We start from the raw sequence: 23,773 nt of genomic DNA, 5'->3' as shown, positions 1-23,773 counted from the left end.
CCCCATCATCGATGCGGCCGCATTTCGACACGGCCGAATGAAGGAAGTTCCTACCCGTGAGTCTCGTGACCCTCCTCCCGTTCATCGTGCTCATCGGGGCCATGTTCCTGATGACCCGGTCTGCCAAGAAGAAGCAGCAGCAGGCCGCGAATATGCGCAATGAGATGCAGCCCGGTTCCGGCGTCCGCACGATCGGGGGCATGTACGCCACGGTCAAGGAGGTCCACGAGGACGCGGTCCTTCTCGACGCCGGTCCCGGGGTCCACCTCATGTTCGCGAAGAACTCCATCGGTGCCGTGCTCACCGATGACGAGTACAACCGCATCGTCCACGGCGAGGAAGTCGTTGGTGATGATGAACTGACCAACGACGCCGTCGTGCCGGACGACGCGTCCTCCCTCACCGAGACCGACGAGACCGCCGCCGCGGACGACTCGCGTATCGACCTCGGCAAGAAGGACGAGCCTGCCGACGACGCCGAGGCCGAGAAGGCTGAGACGGCTGAGAAGGCCGAGAAGGCCGACAGCGCCGAGGCGAAGAAGACCGACGGCGAGTCCGACGCGAAGTAGTACGGCCGGAACCGTGGGGCGACCGCTCGATGTGCCCCGCGGTTCCTGTTCGTGCGTGACCCGCGCGGACTCTCGACCATTTCATGGCCGTCCGGGCACCCAACCCCGATGCCGGGCGGATGGAGAGGGAGTACGAGAAGGTGGCCACACCTAGCAAGAGCCGAGGGGCAGGTGCCCAGTCGAAGCCGGGACGCGCCCTGGGCCTGATCGTGATCATCATGGTCGCGCTCGTCGGGGGGATGTTCGCCTCCGGCACGTTCACTCCGCGCCTTGGCATCGACCTCGCGGGCGGCACCAGCATCACGCTGGAGGCCAAGAACGAGCCGGGCAAGCCCAACGCGATCAACAAGACCAACATGGACACGGCGGCGGACATCATCAACCGCCGTGTCAACGGCATGGGTGTCTCCGAGGCCGAGGTCCAGACGCAGGGCAAGAGCAACATCATCGTCAACATCCCGCGAGGGACGAACGAGAAGCAGGCTCGCGAGCAGGTCGGTACGACCGCTCAGCTCTACTTCCGTCCGGTGCTCACGATGACCGCCGGCCAGCCGGCCGGCAAGGGTGACAAGTCGGCCACCCCGTCCCCGAGCGCCTCGACCGGCGACAAGGCGACCGACAAGACCACCGGCTCGGACAAGGCGACCGACAAGTCGACGGTCACGCCGTCCCCGAGCGCCACGACGCAGGGCCGCGCCGTCACCGACAGCCTCAAGGCCGACGCGACGCCGAGCGCCTCCGCGAAGAGCGGGGACGACGCGCAGGCGACCCCGAGCGCCAGCACCGACCCGGCGACCGCCGCGCTGCAGAAGAAGTTCATGCAGCTCGACTGCACGGACAAGGCCGCCCGCACCAAGATCAACGAAGGCGCGAAGTCCTCCGACCCGATCATTGCCTGCGGTCAGAGCCAGGGGCAGTGGCAGAAGTACGTCCTCGGCCCGTCCGAGGTGGGCGGCAAGGACGTCAAGAAGTCCCAGGCGACCATCAACCAGCAGTCCGGCCAGTGGGTCGTGAACATGGAGTTCACGGGCAGCGGCTCGAAGAAGTTCGCCGCGACGACCAGCAAGCTCAAGAGCCAGCAGTCGCCGATGAACCAGTTCGCCATCGTGCTCGACGGCGACGTGGTCTCCGCCCCCAGCGTCAGCTCCACCCTCAGCCAGAACGCCGAGATCTCCGGCTCCTTCACCCAGGAGTCCGCCCAGGACCTCGCGAACGTGCTGTCCTACGGCGCCCTGCCGCTGACCTTCCACGAGCAGAGCGTCACCTCGGTGACCGCCGCGCTCGGCGGTGAGCAGCTCGACGCGGGTCTGATCGCGGGCGCCATCGGCCTCGCGCTGGTCATCATCTACCTGGTGGTCTACTACCGCGGTCTGTCGATCGTCGCCCTCGCCTCGCTGCTCACCTCCGGCATCCTCACGTACACCCTGATGACGCTGCTCGGCCCGGCCATCGGCTTCGCGCTGAACCTGCCGGCCGTCTGTGGTGCCATCGTGGCCATCGGTATCACCGCGGACTCGTTCATCGTGTACTTCGAGCGAATCCGGGACGAGATCAGAGAGGGACGCTCCGTGCGTCCGGCGGTGGAGCGCGCCTGGCCGCGGGCCCGGCGCACCATCCTGGTCTCCGACTTCGTGTCGTTCCTCGCGGCCGCGGTGCTCTACATCGTGACCGTCGGCAAGGTGCAGGGCTTCGCGTTCACGCTCGGCCTCACCACGCTGCTCGACATCGTCGTGGTCTTCCTCTTCACGAAGCCGCTGATGACGCTCCTGGCCCGTACGAAGTTCTTCACGGGCGGGCACAAGTGGTCCGGCCTCGACCCGAAGCGCCTCGGCGTGCAGCCCCCGCTGCGCCGCACCCGCCGCGCCACCCGCCCTGTCGACCCGAAGGAGGCGTGAGATGTCGAAGCTGGGCAATCTCGGCGCCAGGCTGTACCGCGGTGAGGTCGGTTACGACTTCATCGGCAAGCGAATGATCTGGTACGGCGTCTCGATCCTCATCACCATCGCGGCCGTCGTCGGCCTCGGGGTGCGCGGCCTGAACATGGGCATCGAGTTCGAGGGCGGCGCGATCTTCACGACGCCCAAGACCAGCGTCTCGGCCCAGAAGGCCGAGGAGTACGCCGCGGAGGCCTCGGGGCACGAGGCGATCGTCCAGGAGCTCGGCTCGGGCGGACTGCGCATCCAGGTCGCGGGCGTCGACACCGCCAAGTCGGACCAGATCAAGTCGGAGCTGTCCAAGGACATGGACATCCCCGCGGAGGACATCAACGCCGACCTGGTGGGCCCCAGTTGGGGCGCCTCGATCGCCAACAAGGCGTGGCAGGGCCTGGCCATCTTCATGGTCCTCGTCGTGATCTATCTGGCGATCGCCTTCGAGTGGCGGATGGCGGTCGCGGCACTCGTCGCGCTCATCCACGACATCACGATCACCGTCGGGATCTACGCCCTCGTGGGCTTCGAGGTCACGCAGGGCACGGTGATCGGTCTGTTGACGATCCTTGGTTATTCGCTCTACGACACGGTCGTCGTCTTCGACTCGCTCAAGGAACAGACGAAGGGCCTGGAGAAACAGACCCGCTTCACGTACAGCGAGGTCGCCAACCGGTCGATCAACAGCACCCTGGTCCGCTCGATCAACACCACGGTCGTGGCGCTCCTCCCGGTCGGCGGTCTGCTGTTCATCGGCGGTGGCTTCCTCGGCGCGGGCATGCTGAACGACATCTCGCTGTCGCTCTTCGTGGGCCTCGCCGCCGGTGCGTACTCGTCGATCTTCATCGCCACTCCGCTGGTCGCCGACCTCAAGGAGCGCGACCCGAAGATGAAGGCGCTCAAGAAGCGGGTGCTCGCCAAGCGGGCCGCCGCCGCGGCGAAGGCCGACGCGACCGTCGTGGGCCAGCAGGCCGACGGCTCGCTCACCCCGGATGCCGAGCCGCAGGACGCCGCCCCCGCGGGCGCGGGCCCCGCCGCTTCGGGACCGCGCAGCCAGCCGTCCCGTAACCGCGGCCGCGGCCGCCCCTCGGGCAAGCGCCGCTGAGCGGGACCTTCACGGTCGTCACAAGGGCGCCAGGAGCCTTCGAGGCCCTGGCGCCCTTGGCGTTCGTCGCCAGTGGTGACTGCTAGGGTTGGCGGTTGCCGCGAAGCGGTCGAATCTCCCGGAAAACTCTTCATATACTCGCTGAGGTGCAGAAATGACCGACATCAAGGAGCTGCTCCTCAGCCGCATCCGCGATGTGCAGGACTATCCGGAGCCCGGCGTCCTGTTCAAGGACATCACCCCGCTGCTCGCGGACCCGGCGGCCTTCACGGCGCTCACCGACACGCTCGCGGAGCTCTGCGTCCGCCACGGCGCCACGAAGATCGTCGGCCTGGAGGCGCGCGGCTTCATCCTGGGCGCCCCCGTCGCGATCCGTGCGGGCCTCGGTTTCATCCCCGTACGCAAGGCGGGCAAGCTCCCCGGCGCGACGCTCGCGCAGTCGTACGACCTGGAGTACGGCTCCGCCGAGATCGAGGTGCACGCCGAGGACCTCGGTGCCGACGACCGCGTCATGGTGATCGACGACGTCCTTGCCACCGGCGGCACCGCCGAGGCCGCGGTGCATCTGATCCGCCGTGCCGGAGCCGAGGTCGCGGGCTGCGCCGTCCTCATGGAGCTGGGTTTTCTGCCCGGCCGCGGGCGACTGGAATCCGCGCTTCAGGGTGCGCCGCTCGATGCCCTGCTCGTGGTGTAAAGCCGCAGGTCACAGCCTTTTCGGCGGGCCCGGAGGAATCCGGTGCCCGCCTCTGGTGTTTCACCGGTACGAAGGCGTCCCAGCGGCCCGGGGCGAGCCGAGGGCGCCGGATCGATACCATGGGCTCTCCGGGACCTGAACGGGGGACCCGTCGCGCAAGAGGAGCGCCGTTGCCAGACGAGGCCAAGCCACTCTCCGCCGCTACGCATGACGAACAGGCCACTCGTGCCGCGGCTCCTTCCGGCACGCCCGAGAAGGACGCGAAGACGGCGAAGCCTGCGCCGCCGGGCGGCACGGCGGCCCAGCAGCCGCGCACCAAGCCCCCCGCCAACCAGCCGCGTGCCACACCCCCGCCGGCGATCCGTGCGGCCACGAACCAGCCGGCCGCGCGCTCCGGCTCCTCCAACCGCGTCCGCGCCCGCCTGGCCCGCCTCGGCGTACAGCGCTCGAACCCGTACAACCCGGTCCTGGAGCCGCTGCTGCGGATAGTGCGCAGCAACGACCCGAAGATCGAGACGTCCACGCTGCGCCAGGTCGAGCGCGCCTACCAGGTCGCCGAGCGCTGGCACCGCGGCCAGAAGCGCAAGAGCGGCGACCCGTACATCACGCACCCGCTCGCGGTGACGACGATCCTCGCCGAGCTCGGCATGGACCCGGCGACGCTGATGGCGGGCCTGCTGCACGACACGGTCGAGGACACCGAGTACGGCCTGGACACCCTCAAGCGCGACTTCGGCGACCAGGTCGCCCTGCTCGTCGACGGCGTCACCAAGCTGGACAAGGTCAAGTTCGGCGAGGCCGCGCAGGCCGAGACGGTGCGCAAGATGGTCGTCGCGATGGCCAAGGACCCGCGTGTCCTGGTCATCAAGCTCGCCGACCGCCTGCACAACATGCGCACCATGCGCTACCTCAAGCGCGAGAAGCAGGAGAAGAAGGCCCGCGAGACGCTGGAGATCTACGCTCCGCTGGCGCACCGCCTGGGCATGAACACCATCAAGTGGGAGCTGGAGGACCTCGCCTTCGCGATCCTCTACCCCAAGATGTACGACGAGATCGTGCGACTCGTGGCCGAGCGCGCGCCCAAGCGCGACGAGTACCTGGCCATAGTGACCGACGAGGTGCAGTCCGACCTGCGCGCGGCCCGCATCAAGGCAACCGTCACAGGCCGCCCGAAGCACTACTACAGCGTCTACCAGAAGATGATCGTCCGCGGCCGTGACTTCGCGGAGATCTATGACCTGGTGGGCATTCGTGTCCTCGTCGACACGGTGCGGGACTGCTACGCCGCCCTCGGCACGGTCCACGCGCGATGGAACCCGGTCCCCGGCCGGTTCAAGGACTACATCGCGATGCCCAAGTTCAACATGTACCAGTCGCTGCACACGACGGTGATCGGCCCCAGCGGCAAGCCCGTCGAGCTCCAGATCCGTACGTTCGACATGCACCGCCGCGCCGAGTACGGCATCGCCGCGCACTGGAAGTACAAGCAGGAGCCGTCCGCCGGCGCCTCCAAGGTGCGCACCGACGTGCCCAAGTCCTCCGGCAAGGGCGGCAAGGACGACCACCTCAACGACATGGCGTGGCTGCGCCAGCTGCTCGACTGGCAGAAGGAGACCGAGGACCCGGGCGAGTTCCTGGAGTCCCTGCGCTTCGACCTGTCGCGCAACGAGGTCTTCGTGTTCACGCCGAAGGGCGACGTCATAGCGCTCCCGGCCGGGGCGACACCGGTGGACTTCTCGTACGCGGTCCACACGGAGGTCGGCCACCGGACCATAGGAGCTCGGGTCAACGGGCGGCTCGTACCCCTCGAATCGACGCTGGACAACGGCGACTTGGTGGAGATCTTCACCTCCAAGGCGCAGGGCGCGGGCCCGTCCCGCGACTGGCTCGGCTTCGTGAAGTCGCCGCGTGCGCGGAACAAGATCCGGGCCTGGTTCTCCAAGGAGCGCCGCGAGGAGGCCATCGAGCAGGGCAAGGACGCCATCGCGCGCGCCATGCGCAAGCAGAACCTGCCGATCCAGCGGATCCTGACGGGCGACTCGCTCGTGACGCTCGCGCACGAGATGCGCTACCCGGACATCTCGTCCCTGTACGCCGCCATAGGCGAGGGCCACGTCACGGCGCAGTCCGTCGTGCAGAAGCTCGTGCAGGCCCTCGGTGGCGAGGAGGCCGCCAACGAGGACATCGCGGAGAGCGCCCCGCCCTCGCGCGGCCGCTCCAAGCGCCGTTCGAACGCCGACCCGGGCGTGGTGGTCAAGGGCGTCGACGACGTCTGGGTGAAGCTGGCGCGCTGCTGCACGCCGGTGCCCGGTGACCCGATCATCGGCTTCGTCACGCGCGGCAGCGGCGTATCGGTTCACCGCAGCGACTGCGTCAACGTGGACTCGCTGTCCCGCGAGCCGGAGCGCATCCTCGAGGTCGAGTGGGCGCCCACGCAGTCGTCCGTCTTCCTGGTCGCCATACAGGTCGAGGCGCTGGACCGCTCGCGGCTCCTGTCCGACGTGACCCGGGTCCTGTCGGACCAGCACGTGAACATCCTGTCCGCGGCGGTGCAGACCTCCCGCGACCGGGTGGCCACCTCCCGCTTCACGTTCGAGATGGGCGACCCGAAGCACCTGGGCCATGTCCTCAAGGCGGTACGGGGCGTCGAGGGCGTGTACGACGTGTACCGGGTGACGTCGGCGCGCCGACCGTGATGTCAGCCCCTGCGGCGATTGAGCAGCGGGGTCCGGGGCGGAGCCCCGTGGCATGAGAACGGCCCCCGAGCACAGTGCTCGGGGGCCGTTCTCGTTCCGGCCGCAGTGGAGGCTCAGCCTCCGAACTCGTGCAGCCCCTTCACCGCCTGGTCCAACAGCGCCTGGCGGCCGTCGAGCTCCCTCTGGAGCTTGTCCGCCTTCGCGTTGTTGCCCTGCGCCCGAGCCTGCTCGATCTGACCCGTGAGCTTGTCGACCGCCGCCTGCAGCTGACCGGTGAGGCCCTCCGCACGCGCGCGTGCCTCCGGGTTCGTGCGACGCCACTCGGCTTCCTCGGACTCCTGGAGGGCGCGCTCCACGGTGTGCATCCGGCCCTCGACCTTCGGGCGGGCGTCCCGCGGTACGTGACCGATGGCCTCCCACCGCTCGTTGATCGAGCGGAACGCGGCGCGTGCCGACTTCAGGTCCCCGATCGGCAGCAGCTTCTCGGCCTCGTCGGCGAGCACCTCCTTGAGCTTGAGGTTCTCGCCCTGCTCGGCGTCGCGCTCGGCGAACACCGCGCTGCGGGCCGCGAAGAAGACGTCCTGGGCGCCGCGGAAGCGGTTCCACAGGTCGTCCTCGTGCTCACGCTGCGCGCGGCCCGCGGCCTTCCAGTCCGTCATCAGGTCGCGGTAACGGGCCGCCGTGGCGCCCCAGTCCGTCGAGTTCGACAGCGACTCGGCCTCCGCGACCAGCTTCTCCTTGGCCTTGCGGGCCTCCTCGCGCTGCGCGTCCAGCGACGCGAAGTGGGCCTTGCGACGCTTGGAGAACGCCGAGCGGGCGTGCGAGAAGCGGTGCCACAGCTCGTCGTCCGACTTGCGGTCAAGGCGCGGCAGCCCCTTCCAGGTGTCCACCAGCGCGCGCAGCCGCTCGCCGGCCGCCCGCCACTGCTCGGACCGGGCCAGCTCCTCCGCCTCGACGACCAGCGCCTCCTTGGAGTGCCGCGCCTCGTCGGACTGCTTGGCCTTCTGGACCTTGCGCTCCTCGCGGCGGGCCTCGACGCTCTCCACCAGCTTGTCGAGCCGCTTGCCGAGCGCTTCCAGGTCACCGATCGCGTGGGCGTCCGTGACCTGCTCGCGCAGGTGCTCGATCGCCGTCATGGCGTCCTTGGACGACAGGTCGGTCGTCTTCACCCGGCGTTCGAGGAGCCCGATCTCGACGACCAGGCCGTCGTACTTGCGCTTGAAGTAGGCCAGAGCCTCGTCAGGAGACCCCGCCTTCCACGAACCGACCTCTCGCTCGCTGCCGTCGGCCGAACGCACGTACACGGTCCCCGTCTCGTCGACGCGGCCCCACGGGTCGCTGCTCACAGCGCCTCCTCCACATGATGCCTGCGCGGGGTGTCTCACCCCTGGGCATCGTCCACAGTTTCCTGGCGGGCCCGGCCCGCCCTCCACAACGCGGCTCGAATCCGCGCCGCTCGAAGCCAATCTAGGCGACCGGCCACCCCACTGTCCGCACTCAGCGCGGCTCAATTCCGTGCCTACGCGCGCGTGGGGCGGCCCTGTGGCCTCACTTCTTGGTGACCGTCGCCTTGCTCACCTTGACGGCCTTCTTCGGCGCCCCGTCCTCCGAGCCACCGGTGACGCCCTTCGCGGCGACGTCCTGGACGACCTTGAGGCCCTTCGCGTCCATCGTGCCGACAGGCGTGTACGTAGGCGTCAGCTTGCTGTCCTTGTAGACGAGGAAGAACTGGCTGCCGCCGGAGTCGGGCTGCCCCGTGTTCGCCATCGCGACGGTACCCGCCTTGTAGGTCACCGAGCCGTCCTTGGCCGGCTTGCCGAGTCCGCTCAGGCCTTCGTCGGGAATCGTGTAGCCGGGGCCGCCCGCGCCGGTGCCCTCGGGGTCGCCGCACTGAAGGACGTAGATGCCCTTCGTCGTGAGGCGGTGGCACTTCGTCCCGTCGAAGAAGCCCTTGTCCGCGAGGTGCTTGAACGAGTTCACCGTGTGCGGGGTCTTCGCCGCGTCCATGGCGACCGTGATGTCACCGGCGCTCGTCTTGAAGGCCATGTCGTACGCGGCCTTCTTGTCGATCGCCATCTTGGGCTCCGACGCCTTCTTGCTCGGCGAGGCGGACGGGCTCGCCGCCGCGTCGGAGGTGTCCTTCTTGCCGTCACCGCTGAAGGCCCCGGCGGCGTACGCGCCGCCCGTGCCCAGGACGACCACCGCGAGCACGGAGGCGATCACGGTGTTGCGGGTGCGTGCCTTGCGTCGAGCGGACTCGCGCCGCTGCTGCTGGCGCAGGAACTTCTCCCGGGCGAGCTGACGCTGCCGCTGATCCTTGCTGACCACCGGGTCTTCTCCTCGTACGTCTCGTGACCTTCTTCGGGCCCCTGATAGTGCCCCGTACCGTATATGGGTTCGCTGTGGAATCGGCCGCGCCGGTAGGCTCTGATCCGCCGCATTCCGATTCGACGACATACGAAGGACGAACGTGCTGATTGCCGGGTTCCCCGCCGGAGCCTGGGGCACCAACTGTTATCTGGTTGCCCCCGCCGCGGGTGAGGAGTGCGTGATCATCGACCCCGGCCACCAGGCCGCTCAAGGAGTCGAGGAAGCGCTCGAGAAGCACCGCCTCAAGCCGGTGGCGGTCGTCCTCACGCACGGGCACATCGACCATGTCGCCTCGGTCGTCCCGGTCTGCGGGGCGCACGACGTCCCGGCCTGGATCCACCCCGACGACCGCTACATGATGAGCGACCCGGAGAAGGGCATCGGCCGCTCCATCGGCATGCCGCTGATGGGCGAGCTGTCCGTGGGGGAGCCGGACGACGTGCGGGAGCTGTCCGACGGCGCGCGGCTGAAGCTCGCCGGGCTCGACTTCACCGTCGCGCACGCGCCGGGCCATACCAAGGGGTCGGTGACCTTCCAGATGCCCGAGGCGGCGGACATCCCGTCCGTCTTCTTCTCGGGCGATCTGCTCTTCGCCGGCTCCATCGGACGCACCGACCTTCCCGGTGGCTCCATGGACGACATGCTCGAATCGCTGGGCCGCGTGTGCCTGCCGCTCGACGACTCGACCGTGGTGCTGTCCGGACACGGCTCCCAGACGACCATCGGCCAGGAGCGCGCCACCAACCCGTATCTGCGGCAGGTGGCCGCCGGCCAGGGACCCTCCACCGAGGCTCCCCGACGAGGAATGTGACGAGAACCTCCCGTGAGTACCTTCCAGGCCCCCAAGGGCACCTACGACCTGCTTCCGCCGGACTCCGCGACGTATCTCGCGGTCCGTGAGGCGATCTCCGCCCCGCTGCGGAACTCCGGCTACGGCTACGTAGAGACGCCCGGCTTTGAGAACGTCGAGCTCTTCGCGCGCGGTGTCGGCGAGTCCACCGACATCGTCACCAAGGAGATGTACGCCTTCGAGACCAAGGGCGGCGACCGGCTCGCGCTGCGCCCCGAGGGCACCGCGTCCGTGCTGCGCGCCGCCCTGGAGGCCAACCTCCACAAGGCGGGCAACCTCCCGGTCAAGCTCTGGTACTCGGGCTCGTACTACCGCTACGAGCGCCCCCAGAAGGGCCGTTACCGGCACTTCTCCCAGGTGGGTGCCGAGGCGATCGGCGCCGAGGACCCGGCCCTGGACGCCGAGTTGATCATCCTGGCCGACCAGGCGTACCGCTCGCTGGGCCTGCGCGACTTCCGCATCCTGCTCAACTCGCTCGGCGACAAGGAGTGCCGCCCCGTCTACCGGGCCGCGCTCCAGGACTTCCTGCGCGGCCTCGACCTCGACGAGGAGACGCTGCGCCGCGCCGACATCAACCCGCTGCGTGTCCTCGACGACAAGCGGCCCGACGTGCAGAAGCAGCTCACGGACGCGCCGATGCTGCGCGACTACCTGTGCGACGCCTGCAAGGCGTACCACGAGCAGGTGCGCGAGCTGCTGACCGCCGAGGGCGTCGCCTTCGAGGACGACGAGAAGCTGGTCCGCGGCCTGGACTACTACACGCGTACGACCTTCGAGTTCGTCCACGACGGTCTCGGATCGCAGTCCGCGGTCGGCGGCGGCGGCCGCTACGACGGCCTGTCCGAGATGATCGGCGGCCCCTCGCTGCCGTCGGTCGGCTGGGCGCTCGGCGTGGACCGTACGGTGCTGGCCCTGGAGGCGGAGGGCGTCGCGCTCGAACTGCCCGCCACCACCAGCGTGTTCGCGGTGCCGCTCGGCGACGAGGCGCGGCGCGTGCTGTTCGCCAAGGTGACCGAGCTGCGCAAGGCCGGCGTCTCCGCGGACTTCTCGTTCGGCGGCAAGGGCCTCAAGGGCGCCATGAAGAACGCCAACCGGTCGGGCGCGCGGTTCACGCTCGTCGCCGGTGAGCGGGATCTGGCCGAGGGCGTCGTGCAGCTCAAGGACATGGAGTCGGGCGAGCAGGACGCCGTCGCGGTCGACGAGATCGTGAACGTGCTCACCGCGAAGCTGAAGTAGGCAAGATTTGCACACCTGATGTTCGAGGCCCCGGAACACGCTTCCGGGGCCTCGAACGTTTTCGCCCCCGAGGGCGTACACGCTTATGCCCAACGAACGGTGGACACAGGGGCCGGTGCGGCAGAATGAGGACGACCGCAGCACCCACTCGCGTACTCACCTACGGATCGGCGTGATGAGCAAGACGACGACAGTAAGCGACACCGGCTCCCGTGACGCCGGTGTCGAGCCCGCACCGCGATCCGTCGGTGGCAGCCGGGCCTTCGGGCTGCTTCTGGTGATCACAGGGGCGGCAGGGCTGCTCGCCTCGTGGATCATCACCCTCGACAAGCTCAAGCTCGCCGAGGACCCGAACTTCACGCCGGGCTGCTCCCTGAACCCGGTCATCTCCTGCGGCAACATCATGAAGAGCGAGCAGGCGACGGCCTTCGGGTTCCCGAACCCGTGGCTCGGCCTCGTCACCTACGCCATCGTGATCGGCGTCGGCATGAGCCTGCTGGCCGGCGCACGGTTCCCCCGCTGGTACTGGCTGACCTTCAACTTCGGCTGCCTCTTCGGCGTCGGATTCGTGACCTGGCTGCAGTTCCAGTCCCTGTACCGGATCAACGCACTGTGCCTGTGGTGCTGCCTCGCCTGGGTCGCCACGATCCTGATGTTCTGGTACGTCACGTCGTTCAACTTCCGCAACGGCTTCCTGCCGGCCCCGCGCCCGGTCAGGACGTTCTTCGAGGACTTCACCTGGGCCCTGCCGGTGCTGCACATCGGCATCATCGCCGTGCTGATCTTCACGCGCTGGGGCGCCACGCTCTGGGCCTGAGCGGCCCGTGCCCGCGGCGTTGTCAGTGGCGTGACTTAGGGTTCTGATCGTGGAAGCCGACCTGTTCACCGCCGCAGCCGAAGAGCGCCAGGAGAAGGACCCGACCGCGAGCCCCCTGGCCGTCCGGATGCGCCCGCGCGTCCTCGACGAGGTCGTCGGCCAGCAGCACCTGCTCAAGCAGGGCTCGCCGCTGCGCCGGCTCGTCGGCGAGGGCGGCTCAGGGCCCGCGGGCGCCTCCTCGGTGATCCTCTGGGGCCCGCCGGGCATCGGCAAGACGACGCTCGCGTACGTGGTGTCCAAGGCGACGAACAAGCGGTTCGTGGAGCTGTCCGCGATCACCTCGGGCGTCAAGGAAGTACGGGCCGTCATCGAGGGCGCCCGCCGCGCCCTGGGCGCCCACGGCAAGGACACCGTTCTCTTCCTCGACGAGATCCACCGCTTCAGCAAGGCCCAGCAGGACTCGCTGCTGCCCGCCGTCGAGAACCGCTGGGTGACGCTGATCGCGGCGACCACGGAGAACCCGTACTTCTCGGTGATCTCCCCACTCCTGTCCCGCTCCCTGCTGCTCACCCTCGAATCGCTCACCGATGACGACCTGCGCGGACTGCTCGCGCGTGCGCTCACCGATGAGCGCGGCCTCGCCGGCGCGGTGACGCTCGCCGAGGACGCCGAGGAGCACATCCTGCGCGTGGCCGGAGGCGACGCCCGGCGCGCGCTCACCGCCCTGGAGGCGGCGGCCGGAGCGGCCATCGACAAGGGCGAGGAGACCATCACCCTCGAAAGCGTCGAGGAGTCGGTGAACCGCGCGGCGGTGACCTACGACCGGGACGGGGACCAGCACTACGACGTGGCGAGCGCCCTCATCAAGTCCATCCGCGGCTCGGACGTGGACGCGGCGCTGCACTATCTGGCCCGCATGATCGAGGCCGGTGAGGACCCCCGCTTCATCGCCCGCCGCCTGATGATCTCCGCGAGCGAGGACATCGGCCTCGCGGATCCGACGGCCCTGCCGACCGCCGTCGCCGCCGCCCAGGCCGTCGCGATGATCGGCTTCCCGGAGGCGGCGCTCACCCTGAGCCACGCGACGATCGCCCTCGCCCTGGCCCCGAAGTCGAACGCGGCGACGACGGCGATCGGCGCCGCCATGGAAGACGTCCGCAAGGGCCTGGCCGGTCCCGTGCCGCCGCACCTGCGTGACGGGCACTACAAGGGCGCCGCCAAGCTGGGGCACGCGCAGGGCTATGTGTATCCGCACGATGTGCCCGGCGGCATCGCCGCCCAGCAGTACGCGCCGGACGCGATAGCGGGCCGCCGCTACTACCAGCCGACGCGCTACGGGGCGGAGGCCCGCTACGCGGACGTGGTGGAGCGGGTCCGCGAGCGGCTCGGGGGCCCTGGCGGCGAGGGGTCCGACTGATCCGGTAGACTGCCCCGAAGTGCTGTGTCCCGTGCCCGGGATCCCGAAAGGGAGACCGGCATCACCAGAGCGGGACATCAAGCCGGATCCCCCGAACCGTTCGGCGTAGAAACCGTACGGCACAGGAGATCCAGGAGCGTCGCGCACCGTCGAAGGTGTCGCGGGCAGCCCACCACCAGCCCGGCCCGCAAGGGCCAGGAGCCCGGTCGGTGGGCCACTCGCGTGCTGCACGTATGTGCCCAGATCTGGGAACGGCTGCCCTGCCGTCCGCAAGGACAGCGGTGGGGTTTCCCGGGCTGCGGATGCGACCTCCCTGAACCCTGGTGAAGCCGTATTCGCATCAGAAACACGAGGTGTTTGGTTCATGCCGAACCAGTCCCGTCCCAAGGTCAAGAAGTCGCGTGCCCTCGGCATCGCGCTGACCCCGAAGGCCGTCAAGTACTTCGAGGCCCGCCCCTACCCGCCGGGCGAGCACGGCCGCGGCCGCAAGCAGAACTCGGACTACAAGGTCCGTCTGCTCGAGAAGCAGCGTCTGCGCGCTCAGTACGACCTGAGCGAGAAGCAGATGGCCCGCGCCTACGACCGCGCGAAGAAGGCCGAAGGCAAGACCGGCGAGGCCCTGGTCATCGAGCTCGAGCGTCGTCTCGACGCCCTGGTTCTCCGTTCGGGCATCGCCCGCACGATCTACCAGGCCCGTCAGATGGTCGGCCACGGCCACATCGAGGTCAACGGTGGCAAGGTCGACAAGCCGTCGTTCCGTGTCCGTCCCGACGACGTCGTGATGGTCCGCGAGCGCAGCCGCAACAAGCCGCTGTTCCAGGTCGCGCGTGAGGGTGGCTTCGCCCCCGACGGCGAGACCCCGCGTTACCTCCAGGTGAACCTGAAGGCTCTGGCCTTCCGCCTGGACCGTGACCCGAACCGCAAGGAGATCCCCGTGATCTGCGACGAGCAGCTCGTCGTCGAGTACTACGCCCGCTGATCTCCCTCACCGGAGTCTCCCTCACGGGAGTGCGGACGTAGTCTCACCTGCGTTTCAGCCCGCCGTCTCCCCGCCCTTCCAGGTGCGGGAGGCGGCGGGTTCGCGTTTGTGGGCGACCGGTTCCGCGAGGCGGGCCGGATGCGGGACCGTTGTGGCCGGGCGCTGCCGCCGGCCGCGGCTCAGCGCGCGGGCCACCGCCTCGTCGTGCTCCAACTGCTCACCCGTACGCGCGAGTTCCGCGAAGCGGGCGTCGCCGAGCACCTGCCGTGCCTGTGTCTCGCACCGCTCGTGCGGCGTGTTGTAGTGGGCCGAGCCGAACAGCGGCAGCCCCACGGAGGACCACATCCGGGCCGACGCCCCCTGCAGCACCGCGGCCTCGGCGGCGTCCCCCTCCTCGACCGTGACCAGGGCGAGCAGCTCCATCGACAGCACCGTGCCCAGCAGATCGTTGAACTCGTGGTCGATGGCCAGGCACGCGTCGAGCAGCCCGCGCGCCTGCGCGTAACTCCCCTCCTTCCACTGCGCGTACGCCAGCACATAGAGCGCGTACGCGAGGGTCCAGCGCTCCCCGTGGTCCTCGCAGACCTGCCGTACGTCCGCGCACAGCGCCACGGCCTCCGCCAGATCGCCCTGGAAGGCGAGCGCCATCGCCAGCTCGACCTGCCCCATCAGCACGTTGCTGTTGAGCTCGCCGATCTCCCGGTAGCCGGCCAGCGCGGTGCGCAGCAGGTCCTCCGCGCGCGGCATGTCGTCGGTGACCAGGGCCAGACACCCGGTGCGGTGCACCGCGTACGCGAGCGCCGTGGCGTCGCCGGTGCGTTCCGCCCCCTCGCGGCACTCCTGCAGCGCGGCGAGCGCGGGCACGGTGTCGCCCTGGAGGATCGCTACGTAGCCGAGCACCCACAGCGCCTTGAGGCGCGAGGCCCCGAACTCCGTGTCCTCGTAGCCCTCGCCGTCCTCGCCGACGAGCCCGGAGCAGATGTCACCGTCGTCGAACTCGACGTCAAGGCCGACGCTGCGGTCCAGCCAGTGCCGCCCCTCGGAGAGCCGCCCGCAGCCCGCCCAGTAGAACCAGAGCGTGCCCGCCAGGTACTGGCCCAGATGCGTCTCGCCCGGTTCGGTCAGGCAGTGTTCGAGGGCCGCCCGCAGATTCGGCAACTCCGCCTCGATCCGGGACGCCACCTCGCCCTGCCGCGGCGAGAACCAGTCCAGCTCGCACCAGGTGGCCAGGCCCATGTACCAGTCGCGGTGCCTGCGCCGCATCCGGCGGCCGTCGTCCAGACCGTCCAGCCACTCGGCCCCGTACGCGCGCACCGTGTCGAGCATCCGGTAGCGCGCCTCGCCCCTGGCCTCCTCGCGGACGACCACGGACTGCGCGAGCAGCTCGTCGAGGACGTCGAGCACGTCGTCCGCGGGCAGGCCCTCGCCCCCGCACACGTACTCCGCCGCCTCCAGGTCGAACGAACCGGAGAACACCGAAAGGCGCGCCCACAGCAACCGCTCCTGGGGCGTGCACAGTTCATGGCTCCAGCCGATCGTGGTACGCAGCGTCTGGTGGCGCGGCAGCAGGTCCCGGCCGCCACCCCGCAACAGCCGGAACCGGTCGTCGAGCCGCTCCATCAGCTGCGGCGGCGACAGCACCCGCAGCCGCCCGGCCGCGAGCTCCACCGCGAGCGGCAGACAGTCGAGGCGCCGGCACACCTCCAGTACGTCGACCAGCGTGCGGCCGTCCAGCTGGAACCCGGGCAGCAGCGCCCTCGCCCGGTCCGCGAACAGCTCCGCCGCGTCGGCGGGCGTCAGCGGCGCCAGCGGGAACACCTGCTCCCCGTCGACGGCGAGCGGCCTGCGGCCCACGGCGATCACCCGCAGCCCCGGCGCAGCGCGCAGCAGGTCCCGTATGAGAGAGGCGCACGCGTCGACGAGGTGTTCGAAACCGTCGAGTACGAGCACGAGTCGGCGCTCGGCGAGGTGGTCCACCAGCACCTGGCGGGGCGCGCGGGTGGTGTGGTCGGTGAGGCCGAGTGCCTCGGCGAGCGTGTACTCGACGAGCTCCGGCAACCGCACGGTCGACAGCTCCACCCGCCACACCCCGTCGGGACACAGGGAGTGCGGGACCCGGGCGGCGGCGTGGGCGGCGAAGCGGGACTTGCCGACACCGCCGACTCCGGTGACCGTGACGAGGCGGCCCGACTCCAGGGCCGCTGCCAGCGCCGCGAGTTCGGCGGCACGGCCGACGAAACGATTGAGTTCGTGGGGGAGGTTGCCGGGTTGTGGGGGACCGGCGGGGACATCTGTGGGGCGCGAAGTGCGTCGCATGGGGCACAGAGCGTACTCAGGCGTGTGCGGTCCGTACAATCGCTCTCCCGAATGTCCACCGCCCGGGACGCGAATGCGGTAGGGAGCGCGGGGTCGGGCGCGATAGGCTCGGGGGACGACTTTTTGATGTTCAGCAGCTGTGCGTTCGTACAGAGTCCTCGTACAGAGCTAGGGAGCGGTGCCACGTGTCCGGTGGAGAGGTTGCCGGGATTCTGGTGGCTGTCTTCTGGGCGATTCTGGTCTCCTTCCTCGCGGTGGCGCTCGTGAGGCTGGCCCAGACGCTCAGGGCGACCACCAAGCTGGTCTCGGACGTGACCGAACAGGCCGTCCCGCTGCTCGCCGACGCCTCCGACGCGGTGCGATCGGCGCAGACCCAGATCGACCGTGTCGACTCGATCGCCTCGGACGTCCAGGAAGTCACGTCGAACGCGTCGGCGCTCTCCTCCACCGTGGCCTCCACCTTCGGAGGCCCGCTGGTCAAGGTGGCCGCGTTCGGCTACGGAGTGCGCCGGGCCATCGGCGGCCGGGGCAAGGACGCGCCCGCCAAGGAGCCGCGCCGCACCGTGATCGTGGGGCGTCCGCTCCCCGGGGCGCGGCGGGCCAGGCGGGCCAATCGGAACCAGAGGGACTGACCGAAGACATGTTCCGCCGTACGTTCTGGTTCACCGCGGGCGCAGCCGCCGGCGTATGGGCCACCACCAAGGTCAACCGCAAGCTCAAGCAGCTGACGCCGGAGTCGCTCGCTGCCCAGGCCGCCAACAAGGCGGTCGAAGCGGGCCACAAGCTCAAGGACTTCGCTCTCGACGTCCGGGACAACATGGCCGAACGCGAGGCCGAACTGGGCGACGCCCTCGGCATCAACGAGGCGCCGGATCCCGAACTGGCGCCGCAGAGCCGCTTCGCGGTCATCCAGAACACCTTCGCCACGAAGCAGACCAAGCAAATCAAGCAAATGAAGCAACCCAAGTACCTCGAGAACACGCGGTACTCGATCAACAATCGGAATGAGGACCACTGATGGAGTCGGCTGAAATCCGTCGCCGCTGGCTGAGCTTCTTCGAGGAGCGTGGCCACAAGGTCGTGCCCTCGGCGTCGCTCATCGCGGACGACCCGACTCTGCTGCTCGTTCCCGCAGGCATGGTCCCGTTCAAGCCCTACTTCCTGGGTGAGGTCAAGCCGCCCGCGCCGCGCGCCACTTCGGTCCAGAAGTGCGTGCGCACGCCGGACATCGAAGAGGTCGGCAAGACCACGCGGCACGGCACGTTCTTCCAGATGTGCGGCAACTTCTCCTTCGGCGACTACTTCAAGGAAGGCGCCATCACGTACGCCTGGGAGCTGCTCACCAGCTCCGTGGCGGACGGTGGCTACGGCCTGGAGCCCGAGAAGCTCTGGATCACCGTCTACCTCGACGACGACGAGGCCGAGCGGATCTGGCACGAGGTCGTCGGCGTGCCGAAGGAGCGCATCCAGCGCCTGGGCAAGAAGGACAACTTCTGGTCCATGGGCGTCCCCGGCCCGTGTGGCCCGTGCTCCGAGATCAATTACGACCGCGGCCCCGAGTTCGGCGAAGAGGGCGGCCCGATCGTCAACGACGAGCGCTACGTGGAGATCTGGAACCTGGTCTTCATGCAGTACGAGCGCGGCGCCGGCATCGGCAAGGAGGACTTCGAGATCCTCGGTGACCTGCCGTCGCAGAACATCGACACGGGTCTCGGCCTCGAGCGCCTCGCGATGATCCTCCAGGGCGTACAGAACATGTACGAGACGGACACCCTGCGCGTCGTCATCGACAAGGCCACCGAGCTGACCGGCGTCGGGTACGGCGACAAGCACGAGTCGGACGTCTCGCTGCGCGTCGTCGCCGACCACATGCGTACGTCGACGATGCTCATCGGTGACGGCGTCACGCCCGGCAACGAGGGCCGCGGCTATGTGCTGCGCCGCATCATGCGCCGCGCCATCCGCAACATGCGCCTCATGGGTGCCACGGGACCGGTCGTGCAGGAGCTGCTCGACGTCGTGATCAACACGATGGGTCTGCAGTACCCGGAGCTGATCTCCGACCGCAAGCGCATCGAGACGGTCGCGCTCGCCGAGGAGGCCGCGTTCCTCAAGGCCCTCAAGGGCGGCACGAACATCCTGGACACCGCCGTCACCGAGACGAAGGCCGAAGGCAAGTCGGTCCTCGCCGGCGACAAGGCGTTCCTGCTCCACGACACGTGGGGCTTCCCGATCGACCTCACCCTGGAGATGGCCGCCGAGCAGGGCCTGTCCGTGGACGAGGACGGCTTCCGGCGCCTGATGAAGGAGCAGCGGGAGCGCGCCAAGGCGGACGCCCAGGCCAAGAAGACGGGCCACGTCAACGTCGGCGCGTACCGCGAGATCGCGGACGCCGCGGGCGCCACCGACTTCATCGGCTACGCGTCGACCGAGGGCGAGTCCCGCGTCGTCGGCCTGCTGGTGAACGGCGTCTCCTCGCCGGCCGCCACCGAGGGCGACGAGGTGGAGGTCGTGCTCGACCGCACCCCGTTCTACGCCGAGGGCGGCGGCCAGATCGGTGACACCGGCCGCATCAAGCTGGACAACGGCGCGGTCGTCGAGATCCGCGACTGCCAGAAGCCGGTCCCCGGCGTGTACGTCCACAAGGGCGTCGTGCAGGTCGGCGAGGTGACCGTCGGTGCCCCGGCCCAGGCGATCATCGACGTGACCCGCCGCCGCGCCATCGCCCGCGCCCACTCCGCCACGCACCTGACGCACCAGGCGCTGCGCGACGCGCTCGGCCCGACGGCCGCGCAGGCCGGTTCCGAGAACCAGCCGGGCCGCTTCCGCTTCGACTTCGGTTCGCCGTCCGCCGTGCCCACGGCCGTGATGACGGACGTAGAGCAGAAGATCAACGAGGTCCTGGCCCGCGAACTCGACGTGCACGCCGAGGTCATGTCGATCGACGACGCCAAGAAGCAGGGCGCCATCGCCGAGTTCGGCGAGAAGTACGGCGAGCGCGTCCGCGTCGTCACCATGGGCGACTTCTCCAAGGAGCTGTGCGGCGGCACGCACGTGCACAACACCGCCCAGCTGGGTCTGGTGAAGCTGCTCGGCGAATCGTCGATCGGCTCCGGCGTGCGCCGCATCGAGGCCCTGGTCGGCGTCGACGCGTACAGCTTCCTCGCCAAGGAGCACACGGTCGTCGCCCAGCTCCAGGAGCTGATCAAGGGCCGCTCCGAGGAACTGCCCGACAAGGTCTCCGCGATGCTCGGCAAGCTCAAGGACGCCGAGAAGGAGATCGAGAAGTTCCGCGCGGAGAAGGTCCTCCAGGCCGCCGCCGGTCTCGCCGACGGTGCCAAGGACGTACGCGGCGTCGCCCTCGTCACAGGACAGGTCCCGGACGGCACGTCCGCCGACGACCTGCGCAAGCTGGTCCTCGACGTGCGCGGACGCATCCAGGGCGGCCGCGCCGCGGTCGTCGCCCTCTTCACCACGGCCAACGGCAAGCCGCTCACGGTCATCGCCACCAACGACGCCGCGCGCGACCGCGGCCTCAAGGCCGGCGACCTGGTCCGTACGGCCGCCAAGACCCTCGGCGGCGGTGGCGGCGGCAAGCCGGACGTCGCGCAGGGCGGCGGCCAGAACCCGGCCGCGATCGGCGACGCCGTCGACGCCGTCGAGCGCCTCGTCGCGGAGACCGCCAACTGATGCGCAGGGGACGCCGCTTGGCGATCGACGTCGGGGACGCCCGGATCGGGGTCGCGTCCTGCGACCCCGACGGGATCCTCGCGACGCCGGTGGAGACCGTGCCGGGACGGGACGTCCCGGCCGCCCACCGGCGGCTGAAGGCCATCGTCGAGGAGTACGAGCCGATCGAGATCGTCGTCGGGCTCCCTCGCTCCCTCAAGGGGGGCGAGGGTCCCGCGGCCGCCAAGGTCCGCGGCTTCGCCCAGGAACTCGCCCGAGGTGTCGCACCCGTTCCAGTGAGACTCCTCGACGAGAGGATGACCACAGTGACGGCCAGTCAGGGCCTGCGCGCCAGCGGCGTTAAGTCCAAAAAGGGCCGCTCTGTCATCGACCAGGCGGCCGCCGTCATCATCCTCCAGCAGGCCCTTGAGTCCGAACGGGCGTCAGGAACTGCTCCGGGCGAGGGCGTCGAAGTGGTTGTCTGATCGCGATACGGTAACGTTCCGCGCGACCGGCGGTGTTCGAATAGCCGCCGCACAGCATCAAGAGGCGGGACGGTTGACCTTCCAGATCGGACAGCGGCCGACCCCGCCTCGCGGCTTGTAGGGGACCGATGACTGAGTATGGCCGGGGCCAAGGCTCCGAACCGTGGCATCCCGCGGACCCGCTGTACGGGGACCAGGGGTGGGGGCAGCAGGCCGGACAAGGCCAGTCTGCCTACGGCGGCCAGGGGAGTTACGACCCTCAGCAGGCCTACGGCGGTGACTGGGACGCCAACGGTCAGCAGGGCTACGGCTACGGCCAGGGCCCCGGCTACGCGCAGGACCCCGGTTACGGTCAGGACCCTGGCTACGGTCAGGATCCCGGCTACGGCCAGCAGTCGTACGGCGGCCAGCAGGGCCAGGGCGGCTGGGACAACACCGGCCCGCACGCCCAGCCCCCGTACGGCGTGGACCCCGCGGACCCGTACGGCACCGGTCAGCACGCCGCCTACAACGGCGAAGAGCCGGATTACTACAACACCCCCGGCGCGTACCCGCCGCCGGAGCCGCCCGGCCGCCGCCGACCGCAGGACCCGGGGACCGGCTGGGACGCCGGCCCCGACCAGGGCGAGGAAGCGTTCTTCAACGGCGGTGGCGACGACGAGGACGACTACGACGAGGGCCGCGGCGGGCGCCGGGGCCGCGGCGGCAAGAAGCCGAAGAAGCGGCGCAGCGGCTGCGCCTGCCTGGTCCTCACGGCGATCTTCGCGGCCGGAGTCGGCGGCGTCGGCTACTTCGGCTACCAGTTCTACCAGGACCGTTTCGGCGCGGCGCCGGACTACGCGGGCGAGGGCAACGGCGAGCAGGTCACCGTCGTCATCCCGAAGGGCTCCGGCGGCTACACCATCGGTCAGAAGCTCAAGGACGCCGGTGTCGTGCAGAGCGTCGACGCCTTCGTCGCCGCGCAGTCGGCGGACCCGAAGGGCAAGTCGATCCAGGACGGCGCGTACGTCATGGAGAAGCAGATGTCCTCGTCCAGCGCGGTCGACATGCTGCTCAGCCCGACGGCCCGCGCCAACCTCACCATCCCCGAAGGCGCCCGCAACGCAGCCGTCTACGCGCTGATCGACAAGAAGCTCAAGGTCTCCAAGGGCACCACGGCCAAGGTCGCGAAGAAGGACTACAAGGACCTCGGCCTGCCCGACTGGGCGCTGGACCACCGCACCGTGAAGGACCCGCTGGAGGGCTTCCTCTACCCGTCGAGCTACGCGGCCGCCAAGGGTATGAAGCCCGAAGAGGTCCTGAAGGACATGGTGGCGCGGGCCGACGACAAGTACGAGCAGCTCGACATCGAGGGCGAGGCCGAGAAGCTCCACCTCGACAGTCCGTGGCAGGTGCTCACCGTCGCGAGCCTCGTGCAGGCCGAGGGCAAGACGCACGACGACTTCCGCAAGATGTCCGAGGTCGTCTACAACCGCCTCAAGACGTCGAACACGGAGACCAACCAGCTCCTGCAATTCGACTCGACCTTCAACTACCTCAAGGGTCAGAGCAACATCAATATCGGCGAGTCCGAGATCAACAGCAACAAGGACCCGTACAACACCTACACGCGCAAGGGCCTCCCGCCCGGCCCGATCGGCAACCCCGGCGATGTGGCCCTCGCCGCGACGCTCAACCCGACGGACGACGGCTGGATCTACTTCGTGGCCACGGACGGCATGCACAAGACCGAGTTCGCGAAGACCGGCGCCGAGTTCGAGAAGCTGAAGGACAAGTTCAATGCCAGCCAGTCCAACTGACCTGCGCAGGGCGGCGGTTCTGGGCTCGCCCATCGCCCACTCCCTCTCGCCGCAGCTGCACAACGCGGCGTACGCGGAGCTGGGTCTGGGCGAGTGGAGGTACGACCGCTTCGAGACCGACGAGGCGGCGCTGCCCGGCTTCCTCGCCGGGCTCGGGCCCGAGTGGGCCGGCCTCTCGCTGACGATGCCGCTGAAGCGCGCGGTGATCCCGCTGCTCGACGAGATCACCGAGACCGCGCGCTCCGTGGAGGCCGTGAACACGGTGGTGCTGCACGCCGACGGGCGCAAGGTCGGCGACAACACCGACATCCCGGGGCTGATCGCGGCGCTGCACGAGCGCGGCGTGGAGAAGGTCGAGTCGGCGGCGATCCTCGGCGCCGGCGCCACCGCGTCCTCCGCGCTCGCCGCGCTCTCCCGGATCTGCACCGGAGAAGTCGTCACCTATGTACGCAGCGAACAGCGTGCCGCCGAGATGCGCGGCTGGGGCAAGCGCCTCGGGGTCCGGGTGCGCACGGCCGACTGGGACGAGGCGGCAGCGGCCTTCGAGGCCCCGCTGGTGATCGCCACGACGCCGAAGGGCGGTACGGACCACCTACTGGAGTCGGTCCCGCAGGACGTCGGCACGCTCTTCGACGTCCTCTACGATCCGTGGCCCACGCCGCTGGCAGCGGCCTGGGAGCGGCGCGGCGGGGCGGTGCTCAGCGGGCTCGACCTGCTCGTGCACCAGGCCGTCTTCCAGTTCGAGCAGTTCACAGGCGACACCCGCCCGGTGCTCGCCGCGATGCGCGCGGCGGGCGTGAAGGCGCTCGGCTGACGCCTGCGTATGTGGCCCGCGTCTCATGT

General features: G+C 69.4%; 19 protein-coding genes. 16 read left to right on the top strand and 3 right to left on the bottom strand.

The window, feature by feature from the left end; translation table 11 throughout:
- Nucleotides 1–56 precede the first annotated feature (56 nt).
- The 5 genes from yajC to ACFYWS_RS22015 all read left to right on the top strand — a co-directional run bounded on the left by yajC (nt 57) and on the right by ACFYWS_RS22015 (nt 6,992).
- A complete protein-coding gene (yajC, locus tag ACFYWS_RS22035) occupies nt 57–569 on the top strand; it encodes a preprotein translocase subunit YajC (RefSeq protein WP_389279196.1) in 513 nt (170 codons plus the stop codon).
- Between the two features lie 140 nt (nt 570–709).
- Complete coding sequence (secD, locus tag ACFYWS_RS22030; RefSeq protein WP_389279193.1) at nt 710–2,464, top strand: protein translocase subunit SecD; 1,755 nt, start codon at nt 710–712, stop codon at nt 2,462–2,464.
- A 1-nt stretch (nt 2,465) separates the two neighbouring features.
- Nucleotides 2,466–3,602: a protein translocase subunit SecF gene (gene secF, locus ACFYWS_RS22025; RefSeq protein WP_389279190.1), complete on the top strand. Its 1,137-nt coding sequence runs from the start codon at nt 2,466–2,468 to the stop codon at nt 3,600–3,602.
- Between the two features lie 154 nt (nt 3,603–3,756).
- A complete protein-coding gene (locus ACFYWS_RS22020) occupies nt 3,757–4,296 on the top strand; it encodes an adenine phosphoribosyltransferase (RefSeq protein WP_389279187.1) in 540 nt (179 codons plus the stop codon).
- A 170-nt stretch (nt 4,297–4,466) separates the two neighbouring features.
- Nucleotides 4,467–6,992, top strand: coding sequence for a RelA/SpoT family protein (locus ACFYWS_RS22015; RefSeq protein WP_389279184.1), 2,526 nt, complete (start codon nt 4,467–4,469; stop codon nt 6,990–6,992).
- Between the two features lie 113 nt (nt 6,993–7,105).
- Here the strand turns inward: ACFYWS_RS22015 and ACFYWS_RS22010 are convergent, their stop codons facing one another.
- Nucleotides 7,106–8,338: a DUF349 domain-containing protein gene (locus ACFYWS_RS22010; RefSeq protein WP_389279181.1), complete on the bottom strand. Its 1,233-nt coding sequence runs from the start codon at nt 8,336–8,338 to the stop codon at nt 7,106–7,108.
- Nucleotides 8,339–8,540: 202 nt separating this feature from the next.
- Nucleotides 8,541–9,320 (bottom strand): peptidylprolyl isomerase, encoded by a 780-nt coding sequence (locus ACFYWS_RS22005; RefSeq protein ID WP_389279178.1) that lies wholly within the window; start codon nt 9,318–9,320, stop codon nt 8,541–8,543.
- A gap of 142 nt (nt 9,321–9,462) precedes the next feature.
- Here ACFYWS_RS22005 and ACFYWS_RS22000 point away from each other — a divergent pair, with 142 nt between their 5' ends.
- The 5 genes from ACFYWS_RS22000 to rpsD all read left to right on the top strand — a co-directional run bounded on the left by ACFYWS_RS22000 (nt 9,463) and on the right by rpsD (nt 14,661).
- Nucleotides 9,463–10,173, top strand: coding sequence for an MBL fold metallo-hydrolase (locus tag ACFYWS_RS22000; RefSeq protein ID WP_389279175.1), 711 nt, complete (start codon nt 9,463–9,465; stop codon nt 10,171–10,173).
- A 12-nt stretch (nt 10,174–10,185) separates the two neighbouring features.
- Complete coding sequence (gene hisS / locus ACFYWS_RS21995; RefSeq protein ID WP_389279172.1) at nt 10,186–11,448, top strand: histidine--tRNA ligase; 1,263 nt, start codon at nt 10,186–10,188, stop codon at nt 11,446–11,448.
- Nucleotides 11,449–11,623: 175 nt separating this feature from the next.
- On the top strand, nt 11,624–12,265 hold the full coding sequence (locus tag ACFYWS_RS21990) for a vitamin K epoxide reductase family protein (RefSeq protein ID WP_389279169.1): 642 nt from the start codon (nt 11,624–11,626) through the stop codon (nt 12,263–12,265).
- A 49-nt stretch (nt 12,266–12,314) separates the two neighbouring features.
- Nucleotides 12,315–13,682 carry a replication-associated recombination protein A gene (locus ACFYWS_RS21985; protein ID WP_389279166.1) on the top strand — a complete coding sequence of 456 codons (1,368 nt, stop codon included), beginning with the start codon at nt 12,315–12,317 and terminating at the stop codon, nt 13,680–13,682.
- Nucleotides 13,683–14,046: 364 nt separating this feature from the next.
- Entirely contained in the window at nt 14,047–14,661 is a 615-nt protein-coding gene (gene rpsD / locus ACFYWS_RS21980; protein ID WP_266721773.1) for a 30S ribosomal protein S4, read from the top strand.
- Nucleotides 14,662–14,715: 54 nt separating this feature from the next.
- Here rpsD and ACFYWS_RS21975 read toward each other — a convergent pair whose 3' ends face one another.
- Nucleotides 14,716–16,977, bottom strand: a complete 2,262-nt coding sequence (locus ACFYWS_RS21975) for an ATP-binding protein (RefSeq protein ID WP_389279163.1) — start codon at nt 16,975–16,977, stop codon at nt 14,716–14,718.
- 185 nt (nt 16,978–17,162) lie between these two features.
- Here ACFYWS_RS21975 and ACFYWS_RS21970 point away from each other — a divergent pair, with 185 nt between their 5' ends.
- The 6 genes from ACFYWS_RS21970 to ACFYWS_RS21945 all read left to right on the top strand — a co-directional run bounded on the left by ACFYWS_RS21970 (nt 17,163) and on the right by ACFYWS_RS21945 (nt 23,744).
- The gene (locus tag ACFYWS_RS21970) at nt 17,163–17,609 is read left to right on the top strand and encodes a DUF948 domain-containing protein (RefSeq protein WP_389279160.1); all 447 of its coding nucleotides are present in this window, start codon (nt 17,163–17,165) and stop codon (nt 17,607–17,609) included.
- 8 nt (nt 17,610–17,617) lie between these two features.
- Nucleotides 17,618–17,995, top strand: coding sequence for a DUF6167 family protein (locus ACFYWS_RS21965; protein WP_389279157.1), 378 nt, complete (start codon nt 17,618–17,620; stop codon nt 17,993–17,995).
- Nucleotides 17,995–20,667 (top strand): alanine--tRNA ligase, encoded by a 2,673-nt coding sequence (gene alaS / locus ACFYWS_RS21960; RefSeq protein ID WP_389279154.1) that lies wholly within the window; start codon nt 17,995–17,997, stop codon nt 20,665–20,667. The genes ACFYWS_RS21965 and alaS overlap by 1 nt, the downstream gene beginning before the upstream one ends.
- Nucleotides 20,667–21,131, top strand: a complete 465-nt coding sequence (ruvX, locus tag ACFYWS_RS21955; RefSeq protein ID WP_266721783.1) for a Holliday junction resolvase RuvX — start codon at nt 20,667–20,669, stop codon at nt 21,129–21,131. Before alaS ends, ruvX begins: the two co-directional genes overlap by 1 nt.
- Before the next feature lie 128 nt (nt 21,132–21,259).
- Entirely contained in the window at nt 21,260–22,930 is a 1,671-nt protein-coding gene (gene mltG, locus ACFYWS_RS21950) for an endolytic transglycosylase MltG (protein WP_389279150.1), read from the top strand.
- Nucleotides 22,911–23,744, top strand: a complete 834-nt coding sequence (locus tag ACFYWS_RS21945) for a shikimate dehydrogenase (RefSeq protein WP_389279147.1) — start codon at nt 22,911–22,913, stop codon at nt 23,742–23,744. Before mltG ends, ACFYWS_RS21945 begins: the two co-directional genes overlap by 20 nt.
- Nucleotides 23,745–23,773: the final 29 nt, after the last annotated feature.

The organism is Streptomyces sp. NPDC002795 (assembly GCF_042888725.1).
Taxonomy (GTDB): Bacteria; Actinomycetota; Actinomycetes; order Streptomycetales; family Streptomycetaceae; genus Streptomyces.
The sequence above is the reverse complement of the archived record's forward strand: the minus strand, read 5'-3'. Positions and strand labels throughout refer to the sequence as shown.